This window comes from Enterovibrio gelatinilyticus, assembly GCF_028683095.1.
GTDB classification, from domain to species: domain Bacteria; phylum Pseudomonadota; class Gammaproteobacteria; order Enterobacterales; family Vibrionaceae; genus Enterovibrio; species Enterovibrio gelatinilyticus.
Map to the genome: position 1 here is coordinate 35,651 of NZ_JAJUBC010000037.1, position 18,384 is coordinate 54,034.

15 protein-coding genes are annotated in these 18,384 nt (G+C 48.5%); 6 read left to right on the plus strand and 9 right to left on the minus strand.

Annotation, left to right across the window (positions count from 1 at the left end):
• Positions 1-4: 4 nt before the first annotated feature.
• From LRP50_RS22655 to pilM, 4 genes are read right to left on the minus strand one after another with little or no spacing between them, the layout of a single operon-like run.
• Positions 5-523: a pilus assembly protein PilP gene (locus tag LRP50_RS22655; protein WP_274166690.1), complete on the minus strand. Its 519-nt coding sequence runs from the start codon at positions 521-523 to the stop codon at positions 5-7.
• Positions 520-1,113 carry a type IV pilus inner membrane component PilO gene (locus LRP50_RS22660; protein ID WP_274166691.1) on the minus strand — a complete coding sequence of 198 codons (594 nt, stop codon included), beginning with the start codon at positions 1,111-1,113 and terminating at the stop codon, positions 520-522. The genes LRP50_RS22655 and LRP50_RS22660 overlap by 4 nt, the downstream gene beginning before the upstream one ends.
• Positions 1,103-1,690: a PilN domain-containing protein gene (locus LRP50_RS22665; protein ID WP_274166692.1), complete on the minus strand. Its 588-nt coding sequence runs from the start codon at positions 1,688-1,690 to the stop codon at positions 1,103-1,105. Before LRP50_RS22665 ends, LRP50_RS22660 begins: the two co-directional genes overlap by 11 nt.
• A complete protein-coding gene (gene pilM, locus LRP50_RS22670) occupies positions 1,687-2,619 on the minus strand; it encodes a type IV pilus biogenesis protein PilM (protein WP_274166693.1) in 933 nt (310 codons plus the stop codon). The genes LRP50_RS22665 and pilM overlap by 4 nt, the downstream gene beginning before the upstream one ends.
• A 147-nt stretch (positions 2,620-2,766) precedes the next feature.
• Between pilM and LRP50_RS22675 the strand changes: the two genes are divergently transcribed.
• A complete protein-coding gene (locus LRP50_RS22675) occupies positions 2,767-5,283 on the plus strand; it encodes a penicillin-binding protein 1A (protein WP_274166694.1) in 2,517 nt (838 codons plus the stop codon).
• Between the two features lie 150 nt (positions 5,284-5,433).
• Here the strand turns inward: LRP50_RS22675 and oxyR are convergent, their stop codons facing one another.
• Positions 5,434-6,342 (minus strand): DNA-binding transcriptional regulator OxyR, encoded by a 909-nt coding sequence (gene oxyR, locus LRP50_RS22680; RefSeq protein ID WP_274166695.1) that lies wholly within the window; start codon positions 6,340-6,342, stop codon positions 5,434-5,436.
• A gap of 147 nt (positions 6,343-6,489) precedes the next feature.
• Here oxyR and LRP50_RS22685 point away from each other — a divergent pair, with 147 nt between their 5' ends.
• The 3 genes from LRP50_RS22685 (at position 6,490) to LRP50_RS22695 (ending at position 9,173) form a co-directional block, all read left to right on the plus strand.
• Positions 6,490-7,221: a glutathione peroxidase gene (locus tag LRP50_RS22685; RefSeq protein ID WP_274166696.1), complete on the plus strand. Its 732-nt coding sequence runs from the start codon at positions 6,490-6,492 to the stop codon at positions 7,219-7,221.
• Between the two features lie 113 nt (positions 7,222-7,334).
• Entirely contained in the window at positions 7,335-8,786 is a 1,452-nt protein-coding gene (locus LRP50_RS22690; RefSeq protein ID WP_274166697.1) for a dihydrolipoyl dehydrogenase, read from the plus strand.
• A 135-nt stretch (positions 8,787-8,921) separates the two neighbouring features.
• The gene (locus LRP50_RS22695) at positions 8,922-9,173 is read left to right on the plus strand and encodes a DUF3624 domain-containing protein (protein WP_274166698.1); all 252 of its coding nucleotides are present in this window, start codon (positions 8,922-8,924) and stop codon (positions 9,171-9,173) included.
• 102 nt (positions 9,174-9,275) lie between these two features.
• Here the strand turns inward: LRP50_RS22695 and argH are convergent, their stop codons facing one another.
• From argH to argC, 4 genes are all read right to left on the minus strand, one after another.
• Entirely contained in the window at positions 9,276-11,153 is a 1,878-nt protein-coding gene (gene argH / locus LRP50_RS22700) for an argininosuccinate lyase (protein ID WP_274166699.1), read from the minus strand.
• Positions 11,154-11,191: 38 nt separating this feature from the next.
• A complete protein-coding gene (locus LRP50_RS22705; RefSeq protein ID WP_274166700.1) occupies positions 11,192-12,403 on the minus strand; it encodes an argininosuccinate synthase in 1,212 nt (403 codons plus the stop codon).
• 71 nt (positions 12,404-12,474) lie between these two features.
• Positions 12,475-13,254 carry an acetylglutamate kinase gene (gene argB / locus LRP50_RS22710; protein ID WP_274166701.1) on the minus strand — a complete coding sequence of 260 codons (780 nt, stop codon included), beginning with the start codon at positions 13,252-13,254 and terminating at the stop codon, positions 12,475-12,477.
• Positions 13,255-13,264: 10 nt separating this feature from the next.
• Positions 13,265-14,272 (minus strand): N-acetyl-gamma-glutamyl-phosphate reductase, encoded by a 1,008-nt coding sequence (argC, locus tag LRP50_RS22715; protein WP_274166702.1) that lies wholly within the window; start codon positions 14,270-14,272, stop codon positions 13,265-13,267.
• Between the two features lie 468 nt (positions 14,273-14,740).
• Between argC and ppc the strand changes: the two genes are divergently transcribed.
• Positions 14,741-17,371: a phosphoenolpyruvate carboxylase gene (gene ppc, locus LRP50_RS22720; RefSeq protein WP_274166703.1), complete on the plus strand. Its 2,631-nt coding sequence runs from the start codon at positions 14,741-14,743 to the stop codon at positions 17,369-17,371.
• Positions 17,372-17,722: 351 nt separating this feature from the next.
• Complete coding sequence (locus tag LRP50_RS22725) at positions 17,723-18,298, plus strand: PadR family transcriptional regulator (protein WP_274166704.1); 576 nt, start codon at positions 17,723-17,725, stop codon at positions 18,296-18,298.
• Positions 18,299-18,384 lie beyond the last annotated feature (86 nt).

The following is an 18,384-nucleotide window of genomic DNA, read 5'->3' on the forward strand; positions in this document are numbered from 1 at the left end:
ACCCTTATTTGTTGTTATTTAGTGCCAATCTGACGTTACGTACCTGCCAGCAGCCAAGGCCGTCTGGAAGGTGTTCGGTAATAGAAAGCGTGTGTTGACTAATGCTATCGACGCGACCTCGATTGTTACCCATCATGCGTCCTATCCCTACTCGGTGAATAGTGCTATCGGGTGCCTCAACCAATGCCCAGTAACTGCCTGGCAAGCCAATAACCCCTTTAAAATCTAACGACGCGAGTTCATATCCTTCCAACGAGTCTCTGCTCGGTAAATCACTCGGCTGCCAGCAATCACCTTTTGCCAAGGTGTCTTCTTCTTCAGCCGCTGGTAAAACAAAGGGATCGGTGTCTACCGCTGGGTTAAACGGCAATGCCGCATAGACAGGTTCGGGTGGTAGCGGAGTGGCCGTCACTTCTGCGGCAGAGTACGTCTGCACGATAAAGCGATCGAGTTCTTGCGAGGCGTCCTTTTGCTCACAGCCCGTCAGCACGACGAGTGCTATCAGTGTTAAGGGATACTTCATTGCGCTACCCCCTTATTGGCGTTTTCATATCGATAGGTATGCGCCGTAACTGTAAACCTCAGGTCACTCTGCTTGCCCTCCCGTGATATCGAGAAATTTTGAAGCGCGACAATCCTCGGCAAACGCGCTAGCGCTGCAGAGAATTGACCAACATTTCGATAGTCACCCTTTAGCTCTATCTCTAGTGGTATTTGATACAGCCAACCCATACGTTTGCCATTGCGCCAATTAAGACGCTCAAAGCTCAAACCATATTGCAGACCCGTATCATTAATCCCAGCCAGTAAAAGGGCGAGTTCATCTTCGGCCGGAAGTTGCTGTGTTAAGCGCGCATAGTAGCGTTGCAGCTCAACCATTTGCTCTTCAACATTTGGCAAGGCGGCGACTTGTTCCGCTTTGATTCGAAACTGAGTGCGAAGCAGTGTCTCCTCTTGCTTTGCCATGTTTATATCGTCTTGCACAGGCAATACAACAAAGAACATCGCAGCGCCCAAGAACCCTAGGGCGATAACACCCAGCAGCAGATTTTGCGCCACTGCGGGCCATTCAGGGATTTCATCAATATCCCAATCACGCCAATCAGCGGCCATCTGTGTTCTCCTGCGGTAAGTTAGGAACCACGTAACCCACCAACTCAAAGGTTGCCTTAAATCGCTTTTCGACAAAGGTTGATCGTGACGAGTCACTGATGATGGAATGTATTTGAACTTGGCTAGCGGCAGGATCGGCCTCTAACAATGCCAGCAATGTGGCCAACTGCGCATTGGATCGACTTCGCCCTTCAATGTTCACTTTCCCAGATGTCATCGAGACTTTATCGAGTACCACACCATCAGGGGTGATTTGAGGTAAAAGGTTAAACAACAATGTGGCGTTATTTCGCTGCTTTTGTAGCGCATTAACCAACGTTAAACGCCGTTGAAGCGTATCTCGCTCTACTTCTCGCTTCGCAAACGCACGTAAGGTGGTATTCAAACTGTCTATCTCAGTTTGCAAACGCGCATTACGAGCCTCTTGCGCCTCGAGTTGTTGACTCATCATCCAGCGCCCAAATCCAGTGAGTGCCATCAACAAAACAAGTAGCAGTGCCACTTTTTGAAAAAACTGCCGACGTATTGCTTGTCTATTAATCTCTCGCCATGGAAGTAGGTTAATACTGACAATCATTGGTTAACTCCTCGCAACGCGAGACCAATCGCGGTAGACCAGGCACTCACAGGCTCATTAAGTTGTTCAATAAGAGCAGGGGAATACGTCAATCCACGTAATGGATTCAACGCTTGAGTCGGCCAAGATAAGAGGGATTCAAGTTGCAAGATGTCGACATGCTTTGCACACTCGCCCGACAACCACACGTGAGAGACTTCGGCGCCAGAAAGCTGAGTTGCCGCGAGTTGATAATGTCGCTTGATGATATCGGCTAGTTGCTCAGTATACAGATGTCGATCTGTCGAAGGATCGCTGGTTTGAGTCAGCATAGGTGCCGGCAGTTCGCGGTAGAACGGGCCTGATTGCTCTCCGCCCATACAAATCTGTAATCTCTCTAGGCCAACATCCACCAGCAACCCAACCCCAGACACAAGTTGAATGTCTGATTGCTCTCTGTATAAACGCGTTAACGCCTGAGTGTGCAGTTCAATCACAGACAACGAGAACCCAGCCTGAGCCAGTCCCGTTAATGTGTCATTCAACATTGATTTTCGGCAGGCATATACCTCAGTGGCGCTTTTATCTGCAAGCGTATGATAGTCATAAAGGAGCTCATCAAATGGCAGCCCCAGACTCTCAGATAGCTGCAAGCCAACTTGCACAAACTGCTCATGCTCTGGAGCATCCTTTAGCACTGGAAATCGTTTCACAGCGATACTACTTTGCGGCACACCCATAATCTGATGCTTTGGCCAATGCCATGGTAATGAGCACGCCTTAGCAATACGCTTTTTCACACTTTTTAATACGCTATCGAGTGTGTCTGGGTCATAAGGAGAAACCAGTAACGTTTTCAGCGTGACTGATTGATTGCGTTGCTGAAGTAAAGCCGCCCGCACTGTGTTCGTGCCAATATCAATGCCTACAGTCGTTGTTACACCAAACATTTACCGTGCTACCTTCTTAAAAGTCAGCATCAAGTAACTTTTTTGAAAGTTCTCTTTGCAGATCCGTTATTTTTTGTTCAGTTGTCTTTATACTACCCACACTAATCAATATGACGGCTCGACAAAAAACGTGACGGGAAATATCAAGTGAAGTTCATTAAGCGACTGCTCATCCTTGCAATAGTTTGCATATTACTTGGAGTGGGTACAATTTTTGGGTTTTATGTTTACGTAAAACCTGAATTACCAGACGTTGCCACTCTAAAAGATGTAGAGCTGCAAACGCCGATGCAGGTATTCAGCTCTGATGGCAAACTGATCTCCCAATTTGGTGAGAAACGTCGCATTCCTGTCACCTTCGATCAGCTGCCTCAAGACTTGATTGATGCGTTAATCGCGACCGAAGATAGTCGTTTTTACGAGCATCCAGGGATCGACCCGATCGGGATCACGCGAGCGGCCATTGTGGTTGCAATGTCCGGCTCAGCGAAACAAGGCGCGAGTACCATTACTCAGCAGCTAGCGCGTAACTTCTTCTTGTCCAACGAGAAGAAAATCATGCGTAAAATCAAAGAGATTTTCATCGCCATTCACATTGAGCAACTGCTAACAAAAGAAGAAATCATGGCGTTGTACGCTAACAAGATTTTCTTGGGTTACCGCTCTTACGGGTTTGGTGCTGCAGCACGCGTTTACTTTGGTAAAGATTTAAACGATCTGACCTTGAGTGAACTCGCCACGTTAGCGGGCATGCCAAAAGCCCCGTCAACCATGAACCCGATTTATTCCATCGAACGCGCAACAAATCGCAGAAATGTGGTACTTAAACGCATGCTAGATGAAGGCTATGTCACGCGTTCAGAATATGAACAGGCGCGTAATGAGCCACTTATCGCTCGCTACCACGGTGCTGAAATTGAATTGAACGCCCCTTATGTAGCGGAGTTAGCGCGTGCTTGGGCGGTCGAAAAATACGGAGAAGGCGTTTACGAATCAGGCATGAAGGTTTACACCACGGTTGATTCACGCCTTCAACAATCTGCGCAACATGCCACTGTGAGCAACTTGCTCGCTTATGACCAACGTCATGGATACCGTGGTGCGGTAGCAACTCTTTGGGGTGACAATGCGCAGCCTTGGAGTAGCGAAGAGATTGTCGCTCATTTGAAAAAACAGCCTAGCTATGGCGAACTCAAACCAGCGGTTGTGACCAAAGTTGAAGATAAAACCGCAAACGTAGAGCTTCAAAGTGGCGATATTGTTACGCTACCTTGGGATGGCATGAAGTGGGCACGCCGCTATATTACTGACAACCGCCAAGGCTCTGCACCAAAGCAGACCGCAGATATCTTGAGCGTTGGCGAGCAAATATGGGTACAACACATCGATGATGCTTGGCACTTAAGCCAAGTACCAGATGCCAACACAGCCATGGTCGCCATCTCACCGGATAATGGTGCGGTAAAAGCCTTGGTTGGCGGCTTCAACTTCGTGCATAGCAAGTTCAACCGCGCAACTCAATCCATCCGTCAGGTAGGTTCGAGCATCAAACCGTTCATCTACTCTGCCGCCATTGATCAAGGCATGACCTTGGCAACACTGGTAAATGACGCTCCAATCAATCGCTGGGACTCAAGCCAAGGCGTTGCATGGCGACCAAAAAACTCGCCACCAACATACGACGGCCCAACTCGCGCACGCATTGGTTTAGCACAGTCTAAAAATGTTATGGCTGTCCGTGTTCTTCGCCGTGTTGGACTTGATGAAACTATCGATTTCCTCACTCGCTTTGGCTTTAAACGCGACGACCTCCCTCGTGCTGAAGCATTGGCATTGGGCGCAGGCAGTTTAACGCCAATGGAAATGGCTCAGGGTTTTGGTGTCTTTGCTAATGGGGGTTACTACCTCAAGCCGTTCTATATCGTCAAAGTCGAAGATGCATTTGGTGTGTTGAAATACACCGCAACACCACAGACTATCTGTCGTGAAAACTGTGATTCGCAACAAGCCAATAAACGTGACTCCGCCAACTTGTTAGAAGAAGAGAACCTGCTTGAGCAAACGGCTGATATGGAAAATCAACCCGAGTTCGCCCCGAAAGTTCTGAGCGAACAAAACGCCTTCTTGGTTCGAGAAATGCTGGAAGCCAATATTTGGGGCGGCGGTGATTGGCGTCAAGGTACAGGTTGGAACGGTACAGGCTGGCGAGCGCAAAAACCATTAAACCGACGTGATATCGGCGGTAAAACGGGCACAACGAACGACTCGAAAGATGCATGGTACACAGGTTTCGCCCCCGGTTTAGTCGCAACCGTCTGGGTCGGTTTTGATGACCACTCTCGTAACCTTGGCAAAACGTCACGTAATGCCAACCTAGACAACACCCAAACGTCTGGCGCGGAAGCTGGTGCAAAAACCTCTCAGCCAGCATGGATAGACTTTATGGTGGATGCCCTCGTGGATGTTCCTGCGCAGCGTAAAGTGCTGCCGTCGAACATTGTTAAAGTCCGCATTGACCGCGATACCGGCTTACTTACCCGTAAAAATGATGCCAGTGCGATGTTCGAGTACTTTGAAAAAGGCTCCGAACCAACAGAGTATGTATCAGCTGCAGCATCTAACGGCGGTAACATTTACGAGTCCGACGGCGAAGAGCTCTTTTAATCTTGTATTCGGACAAGATAATGCGGATACGTTAAATACCGCATTCGAAAACACGTAAAAGAAAGGCGCCCGAGGGCGCCTTTCTTTTTAGACTCATTTAATTAAGCGCAGTGTCATCGCAAAACGTAGCCGCGCTAGCTTCTATAAATGCTAGTTTTTTACAGGATGACAAACGTCTTTTAGAGCAGAGGCAATGGTGACAGACAGCTTTTCATATCTCGCTCGTAACGGCGAACCCGGTCGGTAATCCAATGTCACCAGCCGTTGCGGCTCTGGGTCAACAGCATTGATATACACCACGCCATCTCGGCGCATACTCTTAGGCACGGCGAGTTTCGGCAACAACGTAATGCCCGTTTCTGCCGCGACCATATTGCGCAGCGTTTCTAAGCTTGTCGCTCTAAAGCGCGTGTCTTCATTGGCACCTGCCGCGAAGCAAAAACCCATCGCCTGATCACGTAAGCAATGTCCATCCGCCAGCATCAATAAATTCTCTCCATTCAGCTCTGGCATACCAATTTCACTCTCACTCGCCCATCGATGGCTTTCAGGTACAGCCAGAAGCATCGGTTCAAGATAAAGCGGGATCTCTTTGAAATGCTCGGTCTCTTTGACCGATGCCACAATGATACAGTCGAGTTTACCCTCATCGAGCTGTTGAACCAGTTGATGGGTTTGCGCTTCATGCAAGAACAACTCTAGCTCAGGAAATGTCTGTTTAATGGCAGGGACAATATGCGGCAAAAGGTACGGGCCAATGGTGGGAATGAATCCAATGTGCAATGGGCCGGACATCTCTTCCCCTTGCTGACTCGCCATCTCTTCCAACACTTTGACTTCCATTAACACCTTTTGCGCCTGACGAACCAGTTGCATGCCAGCATCCGTAAAAAGGACTTTTCGGCTGGTACGCTCAAGCAATACCACACCTAGTTCATCTTCGAGTTTACGTATCTGACCGCTCAACGTCGGCTGGCTAACAAAGCATGCTTCCGCAGCCTTACGAAAATGTTGATGCTCTGACAATGCCACCAAGTATTCGAGGTCTCGAATATTCACTTCACACACCCTTTGATAGATTTCACTTATTAAAATGATAAACCTAATCAATTAGAACTATCTACCCCTGTCGGCGTAATATAAACACATCAACCGGGAACACCGGATTAAAGAACTGAAAACAATATTTATTTTAAGGGGTACACCATGGAACTAATTAACAAAGAAGGTCAAAAAATCCCAAACGTTACTTTCCCAACTCGTCAAGGCGACGCATGGGTTAACGTAACAACGGATGAACTGTTTGCAGGTAAAACAGTGGTGGTGTTCAGCCTACCTGGCGCATTCACACCAACGTGTTCATCAACTCACTTGCCACGCTACAATGAACTGCATTCAGTATTCAAAGAGCACGGCGTTGATGACATTCTGTGTGTATCCGTGAATGACACCTTCGTGATGAACGCTTGGAAAGCGGATCAAGAAGCAGAAAACATTACGTTCATTCCAGACGGCAACGCAGAGTTCACTCGTGGCATGGGCATGGCAGTGGCGAAAGATGACATCGGATTTGGTGAGCGTTCATGGCGTTACAGCATGCTAGTCAAAGATGGCGTGGTAGAAAAAATGTTCATCGAGCCAAACGAGCCAGGTGACCCGTTCAAAGTCTCTGATGCTGACACCATGCTGGGCCACATTGCACCAAATCACAAACTACAAGAATCAATTACGGTATTCAGCAAACCAGGTTGTCCGTTCTGTGCGAAAGCAAAACAACAACTGATCGATAACAAGCTACAGTTCGAAGAAATTGTACTGGGTCAAGATGCCACCACCGTCAGCCTTCGTGCTATCAGCGGCCGTGCAACAGTGCCGCAAGTCTTCATCGGCGGTAAGCACATTGGTGGTAGTGAAGAGCTTGAAGCGTACTTCGCTTAATCTCAACACGTAAACCTTGAGGGCAGCATTGGCTGCCCTCTCTCTATCCAAAGCCCCATAAACGTATTCGATTCATTGCGCCGTCAGGACGTCGTTTCATCTGGAGAATTACAATGAAAACCTTGAATGTTGATGTAGCAGTCATTGGCGGTGGTACCGCCGGGCTTGGCGCTTACCGCGCTGCAAAAGCACACACTAACAACGTAGTCATGATTGAAGGCGGCCCTTACGGCACGACATGTGCGCGTGTCGGCTGTATGCCCTCAAAACTGCTCATCGCCGCCGCGGAAGCGGTTCACAATATCGAGAAGGCCCCTGGTTTTGGTGTTTACCCTCAAGGTGAAATCAAAATTGACGGTCGCGAAGTGATGGATCGAGTCAAACGCGAACGTGACCGCTTTGTTGGCTTTGTTTTGGAAGGCGTTGATGAAATTCCTGCAGAAGACAAAATCTCCGGTTACGCAAAATTCATTGACAGCAACATGCTAATTGTCGATGACCACACCCGCATTGAAGCGAAACGCGTGGTCATCGCAACCGGCTCTCGTCCAACGTGGCCGGCTCCTTGGAACGATCTGGGTGACCGCTTGATCATCAATGATGACGTATTCGATTGGGATGACTTGCCAGAGTCTGTGGCTGTGTTTGGCCCCGGCGTGATTGGTTTGGAGCTTGGTCAAGCACTGCACCGCCTTGGTGTGAAGGTGAAAGTATTTGGCGTAGGTGGTCAAGTTGGCCCGCTAACTGACCCAACCGTGATGGCATATGCAGACAAAGCCTTCAATGAAGAGTTTTATCTTGATGCCGATGCCAAGGTTGAAGAGATGGTACGTGAAGGTGATAAAGTCCATATCCGCTACCTCGACAAACAAGGCACACAACAACACATGGAAGTTAACTATGTGTTAGCAGCAACGGGCCGTCGTCCGAATGTCGACAAACTCGATATCGAAAATACCGGAATGGTACTTGATGCTCGTGGTGTACCTGTCGCGGATCACTACACCATGCAAACCAGCGAGCCTTCGATCTTCATTGCCGGTGATGCCAGCAATCAGCTTCCGCTGTTACACGAGGCAGCAGACCAAGGCCGAATCGCAGGTGATAACGCAGGGCGTTCCCCTGATATCCGAGCAGGACTGCGTCGCAGTAAGATTTCAGCCGTGTTCACTGATCCACAAATCGCGATGGTGGGTGAAACTTACAGAGAAATTACCACTCGCCTCGGTACCTGTGGCTGCTTTGAAACTGGCACTGTTTCGTTTGAAGGCCAAGGACGCTCACGCGTCATGCTAAGAAACAAAGGCGTTCTCAACGTTTACGGTGAGCAAGGAACAGGTCGTTTCCTTGGCGCTGAAATGATGGGGCCAAATGCAGAGCACTTAGCTCACTTATTGGCTTGGGCGCACCAAAATCAAATGACCATTTCACAAATGCTGGATATGCCGTTCTACCATCCAGTGATTGAAGAGGGTGTGCGAACTGCGCTGCGTGACCTGAATGCTAAACTGCACCTTGGCCCTGAAATGATTAAACACTGCCTGGACTGCGGTCCCGGTTGTTAAGTTTCCCCTAAAGTGCGTTAACGCACGTTTATGCCGACACGTTTTTAACGCGACTCGGTTTATGATTTGCCCTCCTTTACGGGGGGCTTTTTTGTTTGTACGCTTCGAATAACCAATCACTCACCGACTGAATTAATGAGCTGCCGATTTTGTCAGGATGCTTCACTTTCTATACGCGCCAAACTGGGTCGCTGCAAACGTTGCATGATCCAACTTGCTGTGATGAATATACTGCTTTGGCCCATTTGGCTTCTGTGGTTTAGCGACACGCCTAAATCTATAGAGTCGATCACCCTATTGTTTGCCGCCGGAGCCTGCGCCCTTTTGCTGTCATTACACCTGATCCTGATGCCTTTTCGCAAAGGCGCCCCCGAAACGAAGCAGTGAAGTATTGAAGCCATGACATTGCAGACACAAAAAAACCGGCCTCAGCCGGTTTTTTAAATCTTATGATCCGTTCTTACTGTGCATTCGCACTGTCAGTTCGCGCTATGCCACATTAGCTTTGGCGATAAGGCGGTCCTGGTCGAAAGTAAACTCAAGCGCCACTTCATCACATGCATGCAAGCGAGGGCAACGTTCACAATCTTTCATTACCTTCTCTGGCAACAAGGACTTTGATGTCGGGATAAAGCCCTGCCCCATGAAAAACTCGGGAACACGAGTCAGCACAAACACTTTCTTGATAGCCATACTCTTGGCTTTTTTCAGCAAGTGTTGAACGATGGCGCTACCTTGGCCTTGATTCTGCCAACCTGCTTCCACACCCAAAGAGCGCACTTCAGCGAGACCAGAGTCATACACATATAGCGAGGCACAACCCGTCACTTCACCTTGGTGCTCAGCCACAGAGAACGAGCCAATATCACGCACTAATTCGTTACGCTCACGCGGCAAGTTCTCACCGAGACCTGCCCAGTACACCACCATGCCTTCAATCGCATCAAGGTCAGTCAACCTTGCTCCGCGTACCTTCACTCGCGGTGAATAGCGTTTATCAAGGCGCTTCTCAGCTTGGCTGATCGCATATTCGACTTGCGTTGGTGCAACACCACCTAAAGCACTGCGTTTTTCTAGGCACGATTCAATGGTCAGAATCGGGTAAACATCTTCATCGATGACCGTTGAGAATTGCTTCATCTCATCAAGACTCAACTCTTCCAGTGCGCAGCCTTTTTCAATGGCAGCAACTACGGCAACACCCACAATATGGTGCGCTTCACGGAAAGGAATTCCCTTGGCAACCAAGTAATCGGCAAGTTCAGTAGCATTGGAGTAGCCTTGCATGGCCGCTTCCAAGGTACGTTCTTTGTTGATCTTGATACCATCAAAACACAACGCCGCCATTTCGATACAATCAAACCAAGTGTCTAATGCGTCAAAAAGACCTTCTTTGTCTTCCTGCATGTCCTTGTTGTACGCCAACGGCAATGCTTTTACCGTCATCATCATGGCCGACATCGCACCGTAAACACGACCTGTCTTACCACGAATGAGCTCAAGCGCATCGGGGTTTTTCTTTTGCGGCATCAGGGATGAACCTGAAGTGACCGTATCAGCCAACTCAATAAAGTTCGATTCACCTGAGTTATAGAAAATCAGGTCTTCCGCCATACGTGACAAGTGAAGCATAGAGACGGTTGCCACAGACATCAGCTCCATCACGTGGTCACGGTCAGACACCGAATCTAAGCTATTGCGCGTCGCACGACGAAAACCCAGGCTGTGTGCCAGCGCTTCACGGTCAATCGGGTAAGCCGTGCCCGCCAACGCACCAGAGCCCAATGGGCAGGTATCAAGGCGGTTGAGTGCATCGCTCAAACGAGAGTAATCGCGCTCAAACATTTCTACATAGGCCAAACACCAGTGTGCAAACGTGACCGGTTGGGCGCGTTGCAAGTGCGTGTAGCCAGGCAATACCGTGCTTTGATTGACTGCCGCAACTTGAACCATTTGGTTTTGTAGCTTATCAAGAGCAAGGAGAAGCTGCTGACCTTGCTGACGACACCAAAGCTTAAGATCGGTTGCAACCTGATCGTTACGTGAACGACCCGTGTGAAGCTTTTTGCCCAAGTCGCCGACTTTGGCAATCAACTGTTGCTCGACCCAGCTATGAATGTCTTCGGCATCAGAGCGCAGGATCTGTTCTGGATCTTCCATCACAGCCAGCTTGATTTCGTTAAGCGCTAGCTCTAAACGCTGTTGCTCCTGCTCTGTCAAAACACCGACAGAGCGCAACGCTTTAGACCAAGCGATAGAACCCACTATGTCCTGCTCTGCGAGGCGATAGTCAAAACGCAACGAATCATTAAACTGCTTAAAACGTGTGTCGGCTGCCTGACTAAACCTTCCGCCCCATAACGCCATAGTTACTTCTCCTTAAACTCTTTATTGCTTCCAGCTATCTATTTTTGTTTTTTTTCGTTTAGCGCACGGATGCGGCTTGATAGCGAGTAGAGACGGATGAAGCCACCAGCATGGCTGTGATCGTAAACATCATCTTCACCAAACGTCGCAAATTCTTCTGAATACAAGCTGTTGATCGAGCGCTTTTGCACTACTGTAGCCTGTCCTTTATACAGTTTCACCACAACTTCACCTGTTACAGGTTCAGCCAGTTTATCCGACGCTGCCAAAATAGACTCACAAAGAGGGGTAAACCAACGACCATCATAGATAAGGTGAGATGCTTTCAAGCCCAACTCTTCACGGAATTCAAAGCAATCTTTATCCAGAACCAGTTGCTCAACACCGCGTAGCGCTTCCATCATGATGGTGCCACCTGGTGTTTCATAACAACCGCGAGACTTCATGCCCACCAAACGGTTTTCAACGATATCGATACGTCCTACACCGTGACGAGCACCTTTTTCATTCAAGGTTGTCAGCACTTGGTATGGAGACATAGCTTGACCATCAACAGCAACCACTTCGCCTTTTTCGACTAGCAGCGTCACGGTTTCTGATTGGTCTTGTGCTTGTTCTGGATCGACAGTCCAAACCCAGCAAAGCTCATTTGGCTGGTTCCACGTATCTTCTAATACGCCACCTTCCGTTGAAATATGCCATGCGTTAGCATCACGGCTATAGATTTTCTCTAGGCTCGCCGTACAAGGGATATTACGCTCTGCAAGGTAATCTAGCAGTGCTTCGCGGCTACGCAAGTCCCACTCACGCCAAGGTGCAATCACTTTCAGGTGCGGCGCCAATGCAGCAAATGCACTTTCAAAACGCACCTGATCATTACCTTTACCCGTACAACCATGACACAGTGCATCTGCACCCACTTCCAATGCACACTCAACTTGTGCTTTGGCGATAATTGGACGAGCCATTGAGGTGCCTAGCAAATACTTACCTTCGTACACTGCACCGGTTTTCAAACTTGGGTAGATGTAGTCAGCAACCATTTCTTCTTTCAGGTCAGCGATGTAACACGCTGATGCACCTGACGCGATCGCTTTCTCTTCGATGCCAACCAGCTCTTCTTCGCCTTGGCCTACATCTGCAACGAATGCGATAACTTCACAGTCATAGTTTTCTTTCAACCATGGAATGATCGCCGACGTGTCGAGACCGCCAGAATACGCAAGTACAACCTTCTTAATAGTGCTCATAGTAACTTCTCCTTGTTACCGCTCTGACGGTCAGTACAGGCGGTGAACGACATTAATAAATACAAATTCAGTTAAACAGTGAAACGGGTACCGATATTGCCGCCGCTGAACAAATCAGCCAGCTTCTCAGGATAACGCCAGCTCGCCACTTCAATCGGACGACCTAACGCCGTTGCCGCTTCAAACGCCGCTTTCACTTTCACGATCATGCCGTCAGTGATCACACCGCTTTCAATTAATTCATCCGCCAATTTCGCATCCAGTGCAGGCATCAGCTTACCTTTACCATTGAGCACACCGCTCACATCCGAAAGCAAAACCAACTCAGCATCTAACGCTGCCGCGACTGCAACAGCTGCTTGATCGGCATTCACATTCATCAACTCACCTTCAGCATCAATACCGATGGAGCTAATAATCGGCACACAGCCCGTAGCTAGAATGGCTTGCAATAACGCAGAGTCACCCGGCGAGGCTTTCCCTACATGACCCAGTTCAGGATCCAGCTGTGTCATTTTGCACAGACCACCGTCTGCCAAGCTAAGGCCGACAGAGTTAATACCGCTTCTTACCGCTTGTCCTTGCAGCAACTTGTTCGCGGTGCCCGCGAGTGCACCTGCTACCACATTGATCTGGTCGCTTGGTGTCACTCGTAAGCCTTGCTTCTTCTCGACGTCAATGTTCAATGCCTTCATCAGGTCATCGACCAAATAGCCGCCACCGTGAACAATCACAATATCGCGATGGGCCGACGCTTTATAAGCCGCGATAGCGTCGAACAGTTTCTCTAATGTTTCAGTACAAGAAAGTGCTGCACCGCCTAATTTCACGACAAGAGGACGTAAACTCATAGTGACTCTCCTACACAATCGCCGTTAATGGCGCAAAACCAAAACGAATGTTTATGCACTGCATAGCTTGGCTTGCTGCGCCTTTAAGCAAATTGTCGATGGCAGATGTTAGGATCACATGCTGACCATTCACCGACCAACCTATGTCGCAAAAGCCCGTGTTTTGAACCGATTGCAACTTAGCGCTTTGATTCGCCCCTAGTGGACGTACCAATGGCATATCTTGATAAGCAGACTCGAGTGCTGAAGACACAGCGGATTCTGTCACACCATCAACAAGCTTTGCTGTAATGGTTGCGAGAATCCCGCGTTTGAAATTGCCAAGATGCGGTGTAAAGATCACATCACAGCCAAGATGGGTTGAAATTTCAGGTTGATGACGGTGGCTAAAGATACCGTAAGCATGAAGGCTCACTTCGCAGAAGCTATTCGCCATTGACGCTTTACGACCCGCCCCCGATGCACCACTCACAGCGTTGATAACAGGCCACTGTTCTAAATTCAGCAGTCCATTATCAATCAGAGGCTTAAGCGCAAGTTGCGCCGCGGTAGGGTAACAACCTGGCACTGCCACGAGATCAGCTGCAGCAATCGCTTCATGGTTCCATTCCGCCAAACCATAAACCGCTTTATCAAGCCAGTCAGAGTGCTGGTGCTCAAAACCATAAAATGTGGTGTAGAAGCTGTCAGATTGAACGCGAAAAGCCCCTGATAAATCGAAAACCTTACACCCCTGAGTCAAAAAAGCCGGAGCGATATCGTGGCTGACTTCGTGCGCCGTTGCCAGTAACACCACATCTGCAGTTTTTGCCACACTATCCACATCGCTAAGCGGCGAAAGTGGCATATCAATCAACCCTTTCAATGTACCGTGGAGGTCACTGATTGGCTTGCCAGCATCTGCACTGTTTTCAGACACATAAAGGCCGGTCAATTCAAGTTGAGGGTGTAGATGAACCATTTTGGTTAGCTCGGCACCGGTATAACCGCTGGCACCGACGATCACTGTCTTTAACATAAAAATCCGTTTTACTTTCTAGTCATGACTGATGAAACAATCAGCTCGCTCAGCTGTGGGAGGGGCACACGCGCCCAACGTCTTAATTAACGTCGGCGTCGTCGCTGGAGAAGGGGGGTTGAGAACTTATCCATTTCGTATCGTACCTTTCGCTACATCCAATGAGCTTTATAATTGTTTATTCATTTAAAATGAATTTATATGTGCTTTTTAGCGTGATAAGTGACTAATGTCAACAGTATACATAAAATAAAAACACCAAGTTATTCTCTCGCTCGCACATCCGGAACGACGTTAAGCTTCATTGTAATTTTGTTACATCTACCCGCACACCCCATCAGCAAAGGGGTGTGACGGAAAAAGTATCAATTTAGATACGTATAAGATTGACCTTAGGGGCTCTCATTGGCTAGATTGAGCCATTACGATTGCAATTTGGATGTAACAAAGTTACGAAATGGATGACTTATGAATGACAAGTATGACGCGTTAAAAAGCAACGTCAGCATGCTGGGTCACTTGCTGGGTAATACCATCAAGGGCGCACATGGTGATGAATTGTTGGCCAAGGTAGAAGAGATCCGTAAACTCTCGAAATCTGCATCCGCAGGCAATAAAGATGACCACGCCAAGCTCATTGACGTACTGCAAAGTCTGCCTAACGACCAATTGCTACCTGTCGCGCGAGCGTTTAGCCAATTCCTTAACCTCACCAATATCGCAGAACAATACCATTCTATCTCTCGCAATTGCGAAGAGCTGATCTGCAGCCCAGATGCATTGGATGACCTATTCCTGCGCCTGAAAGGCAATGATGTCTCCACTGCCGATGCAGAGAAAGCGGTAGAGGATTTGAAAATTGAGTTGGTATTAACTGCGCACCCGACAGAGATAGCGCGTCGCACTACCATTCATAAACTCGTTCAAATTAACAAATGCTTGTCGCAGTTAGAGCTGAACGATCTTTCGAGCACAGAGCGTGGCAAAGCAGAGTTACGTTTAGAGCAATTGATTGCGCAAGCTTGGCATTCAGACGTGATTCGTCAGCAACGTCCAACACCGCTAGATGAAGCCAAATGGGGCTATGCGGTTATCGAAAACAGTTTATGGCAAGCCGTACCTGAATTCTTGCGTCAGTTTGACCAAAAACTTCAAGGGCACCTTGGTAAAAGCCTACCTGTTGATGCAGCGCCGATTCAAATCTCAAGCTGGATGGGTGGTGACCGTGACGGTAACCCGTTCGTCACTGCTGAAGTCACTCATGAAGTGCTGTTGCTTTCACGCTGGAAAGCCGCTGACCTTTATCTAGGCGACATTCAAGAGCTGGTCAGCGAACTCTCGATGACTAGATGCAACGATGTCGTTCGCGCCATGGCGGGTGACGAGCACGAACCGTACCGTGCGATTTTGAAATCACTGCGTAAAACGCTCACCAACACGCTGGATTACCTTGATGCAAAAATCAAAGGCCAGCACATTGATGAGAAAGATATTCTCACACATGTCGACCAGCTTTGGACGCCGTTGCACGCGTGCTACCAATCGCTGCATGAGTGCGGCATGAGCATCATTGCAGACGGCTTGCTTCTCGACACATTGCGTCGTATTCGCTGCTTCGGCGTGAATTTGATCAAGCTCGATATTCGCCAAGAAAGCACCCGCCATGCTGATGCCCTATCTGAAATCACCCGCTGCCTCGGCATGGGTGACTACAGCCAGTGGAGTGAGCAAGATAAACAAGCCTTCTTGGTTCGCGAATTAAGCTCCAAACGCCCTCTCATGCCACGTGATTGGGAGCCGTCTGACGAAGTGCAAGAAGTACTCGATACCTGTCGTATCGTCGCGCAGCAACCGCGTGAGGCATTAGGTGCTTACGTCATCTCTATGGCACGTACCGCGTCTGACGTCCTCGCTGTTCATCTTCTTCTCAAAGAAGCTGGTTGTCCGTTTAGAATGGACGTTTGTCCGTTGTTCGAAACATTAGAAGATTTAAACAACGCCGAGCTTGTGATCAGCCAACTGCTGAATATCGATTGGTATCGCGGCTTTATTCAAAACTTCCAAATGGTCATGATTGGCTATTCCGACTCCGCCAAAGATGCGGGCGTCATGGCCGCTGGCTGGGCACAATACAAGGCGATGGAATCACTCGTCACCTTGTGTGAAAAATCTGGCGTTGATCTCGTATTGTTCCACGGTCGCGGTGGTTCAATTGGTCGTGGCGGAGCGCCTGCGCACGCAGCGCTTCTATCTCAGCCGCCACGCAGCCTAAAAGGCGGCCTACGCGTGACCGAGCAAGGCGAGATGATCCGCTTTAAACTCGGGTTGCCAGATGTCGCAACCAACAGCCTAAACCTGTATGCCAGTGCCATCCTTGAAGCCAACTTGCTGCCACCACCAGAGCCAAAACAAGAATGGCGCGATCTGATGGAAACATTGAGTGACGTTTCTTGTGATGCGTACCGTGATGTTGTACGTGGCAGTAAAGATTTCGTTCCTTACTTCCGTTCAACCACACCAGAATTGGAGCTTGGCAAGCTGCCATTGGGATCACGTCCTGCAAAACGTAACCCGAACGGTGGCGTAGAAAGCTTACGTGCCATCCCATGGATTTTTGCTTGGAGCCAAAACCGCCTTCTGTTACCTGCTTGGTTGGGTGCCGGACAAGCGATTCAATACTCTATCGACAATGGTCACTTAAAGCAGCTGGAAGAAATGTGTCGTGAATGGCCGTTCTTCTCAACCCGTTTGGGTATGCTTGAAATGGTGTTCACTAAGACAAGTCCATCAATCTCTCAATACTATGACGAGAAGTTGGTAGATGCAGAGTTGTGGCCACTGGGTGAGCAACTTCGTGCTCGCTTGGCACAAGACATTAAAGCCGTGCTAATGGTCGAAAACAGTGACCACCTCATGGAACAAAACCCTTGGGGCGCCGAAGCTATCCGACTGCGTAATATCTACGTTGAGCCGCTCAACATGCTTCAGGCAGAACTCCTTAGCCGCACGCGTACTTGCGACGAAGAAAGTATCGAGCTTGATGAGGCATTGATGGTGACCATCGCGGGTATCGCTGCAGGTATGCGCAATACCGGATAAATGAGAAAGCGAATCAAAAATAAGAAAGGCTGCAAGTTGCAGCCTTTTTCTTTTTCTATAAGTCATTTTCGATTGTCGTCGGATTGATAATGTTATTAATATGTTTCGGTGATTGCGCGAATCCTTTCTAGGTCTCAAAGCATGAACCAACACCGACGTAAAATTAACCGTTTTTAATGTTGTGATCTATTCGCCTTTTTCACCTCGTAACTTTAGGGGTAAATACGTTGGCTTGGTGATAGTGAATATCATTAATAACGAACCGATCCACCCGTGTTGCGGAAATAAAAATTCGCCATAGAGCGACATCCCAGGGCTAAGGATCGCCTTTTATGATTTTGGATAGAAGAGATGTCATTACCGCATGTAATTCTCACGGTGTTAAACCATCGTGACGCAACTGGTTACGATATAACCAAAGAGTTTTCTCACGCCATCGGCCATTTCTGGAAAGCCAGCCACCAGCAGGTTTACCGTGAACTCAATAAGCTCGCCGATATGGGCGCAGTAAGTTGTCGGCTTGAACCACAAGATGGAAAACCCGATAGAAAAGTTTACACCATCACTGAGATTGGCAGACAAAGTCTTTATGAGTGGTTTTTGCTTCCTGCAAAACACCCTACTGATCGTGACGAAGTCTCCGCTAAACTCCTCACCTGTAGCATCTTCGAACCAACCCCCATGATTGAACACATGCATGCATTGATTGATGAATCACGTATGCAGCTCAGCCAATATCGTGATTTGGAACGCAGCAAGTATTCAGACTCATCCTTGCTAACGTCTGAAAGTCGTTTGGAACGTTTAACATTGCGCCGCAATATTTTACGTAAAGAAGCATGGTTAACATGGGCAGATGAAGTGCTTATTGAGCTCTCTGCAATGGAAGTGGCAACACCGCATCAAAGAGCGGTTGCTTCTCGTTAAGTCAGGGGCTCTACGCTGCTGAAAAACAAAAGCCGTCGCGGTCTGAACTGCCCCCCAATAGTTGGACAACCAATTATTGGGGGTCT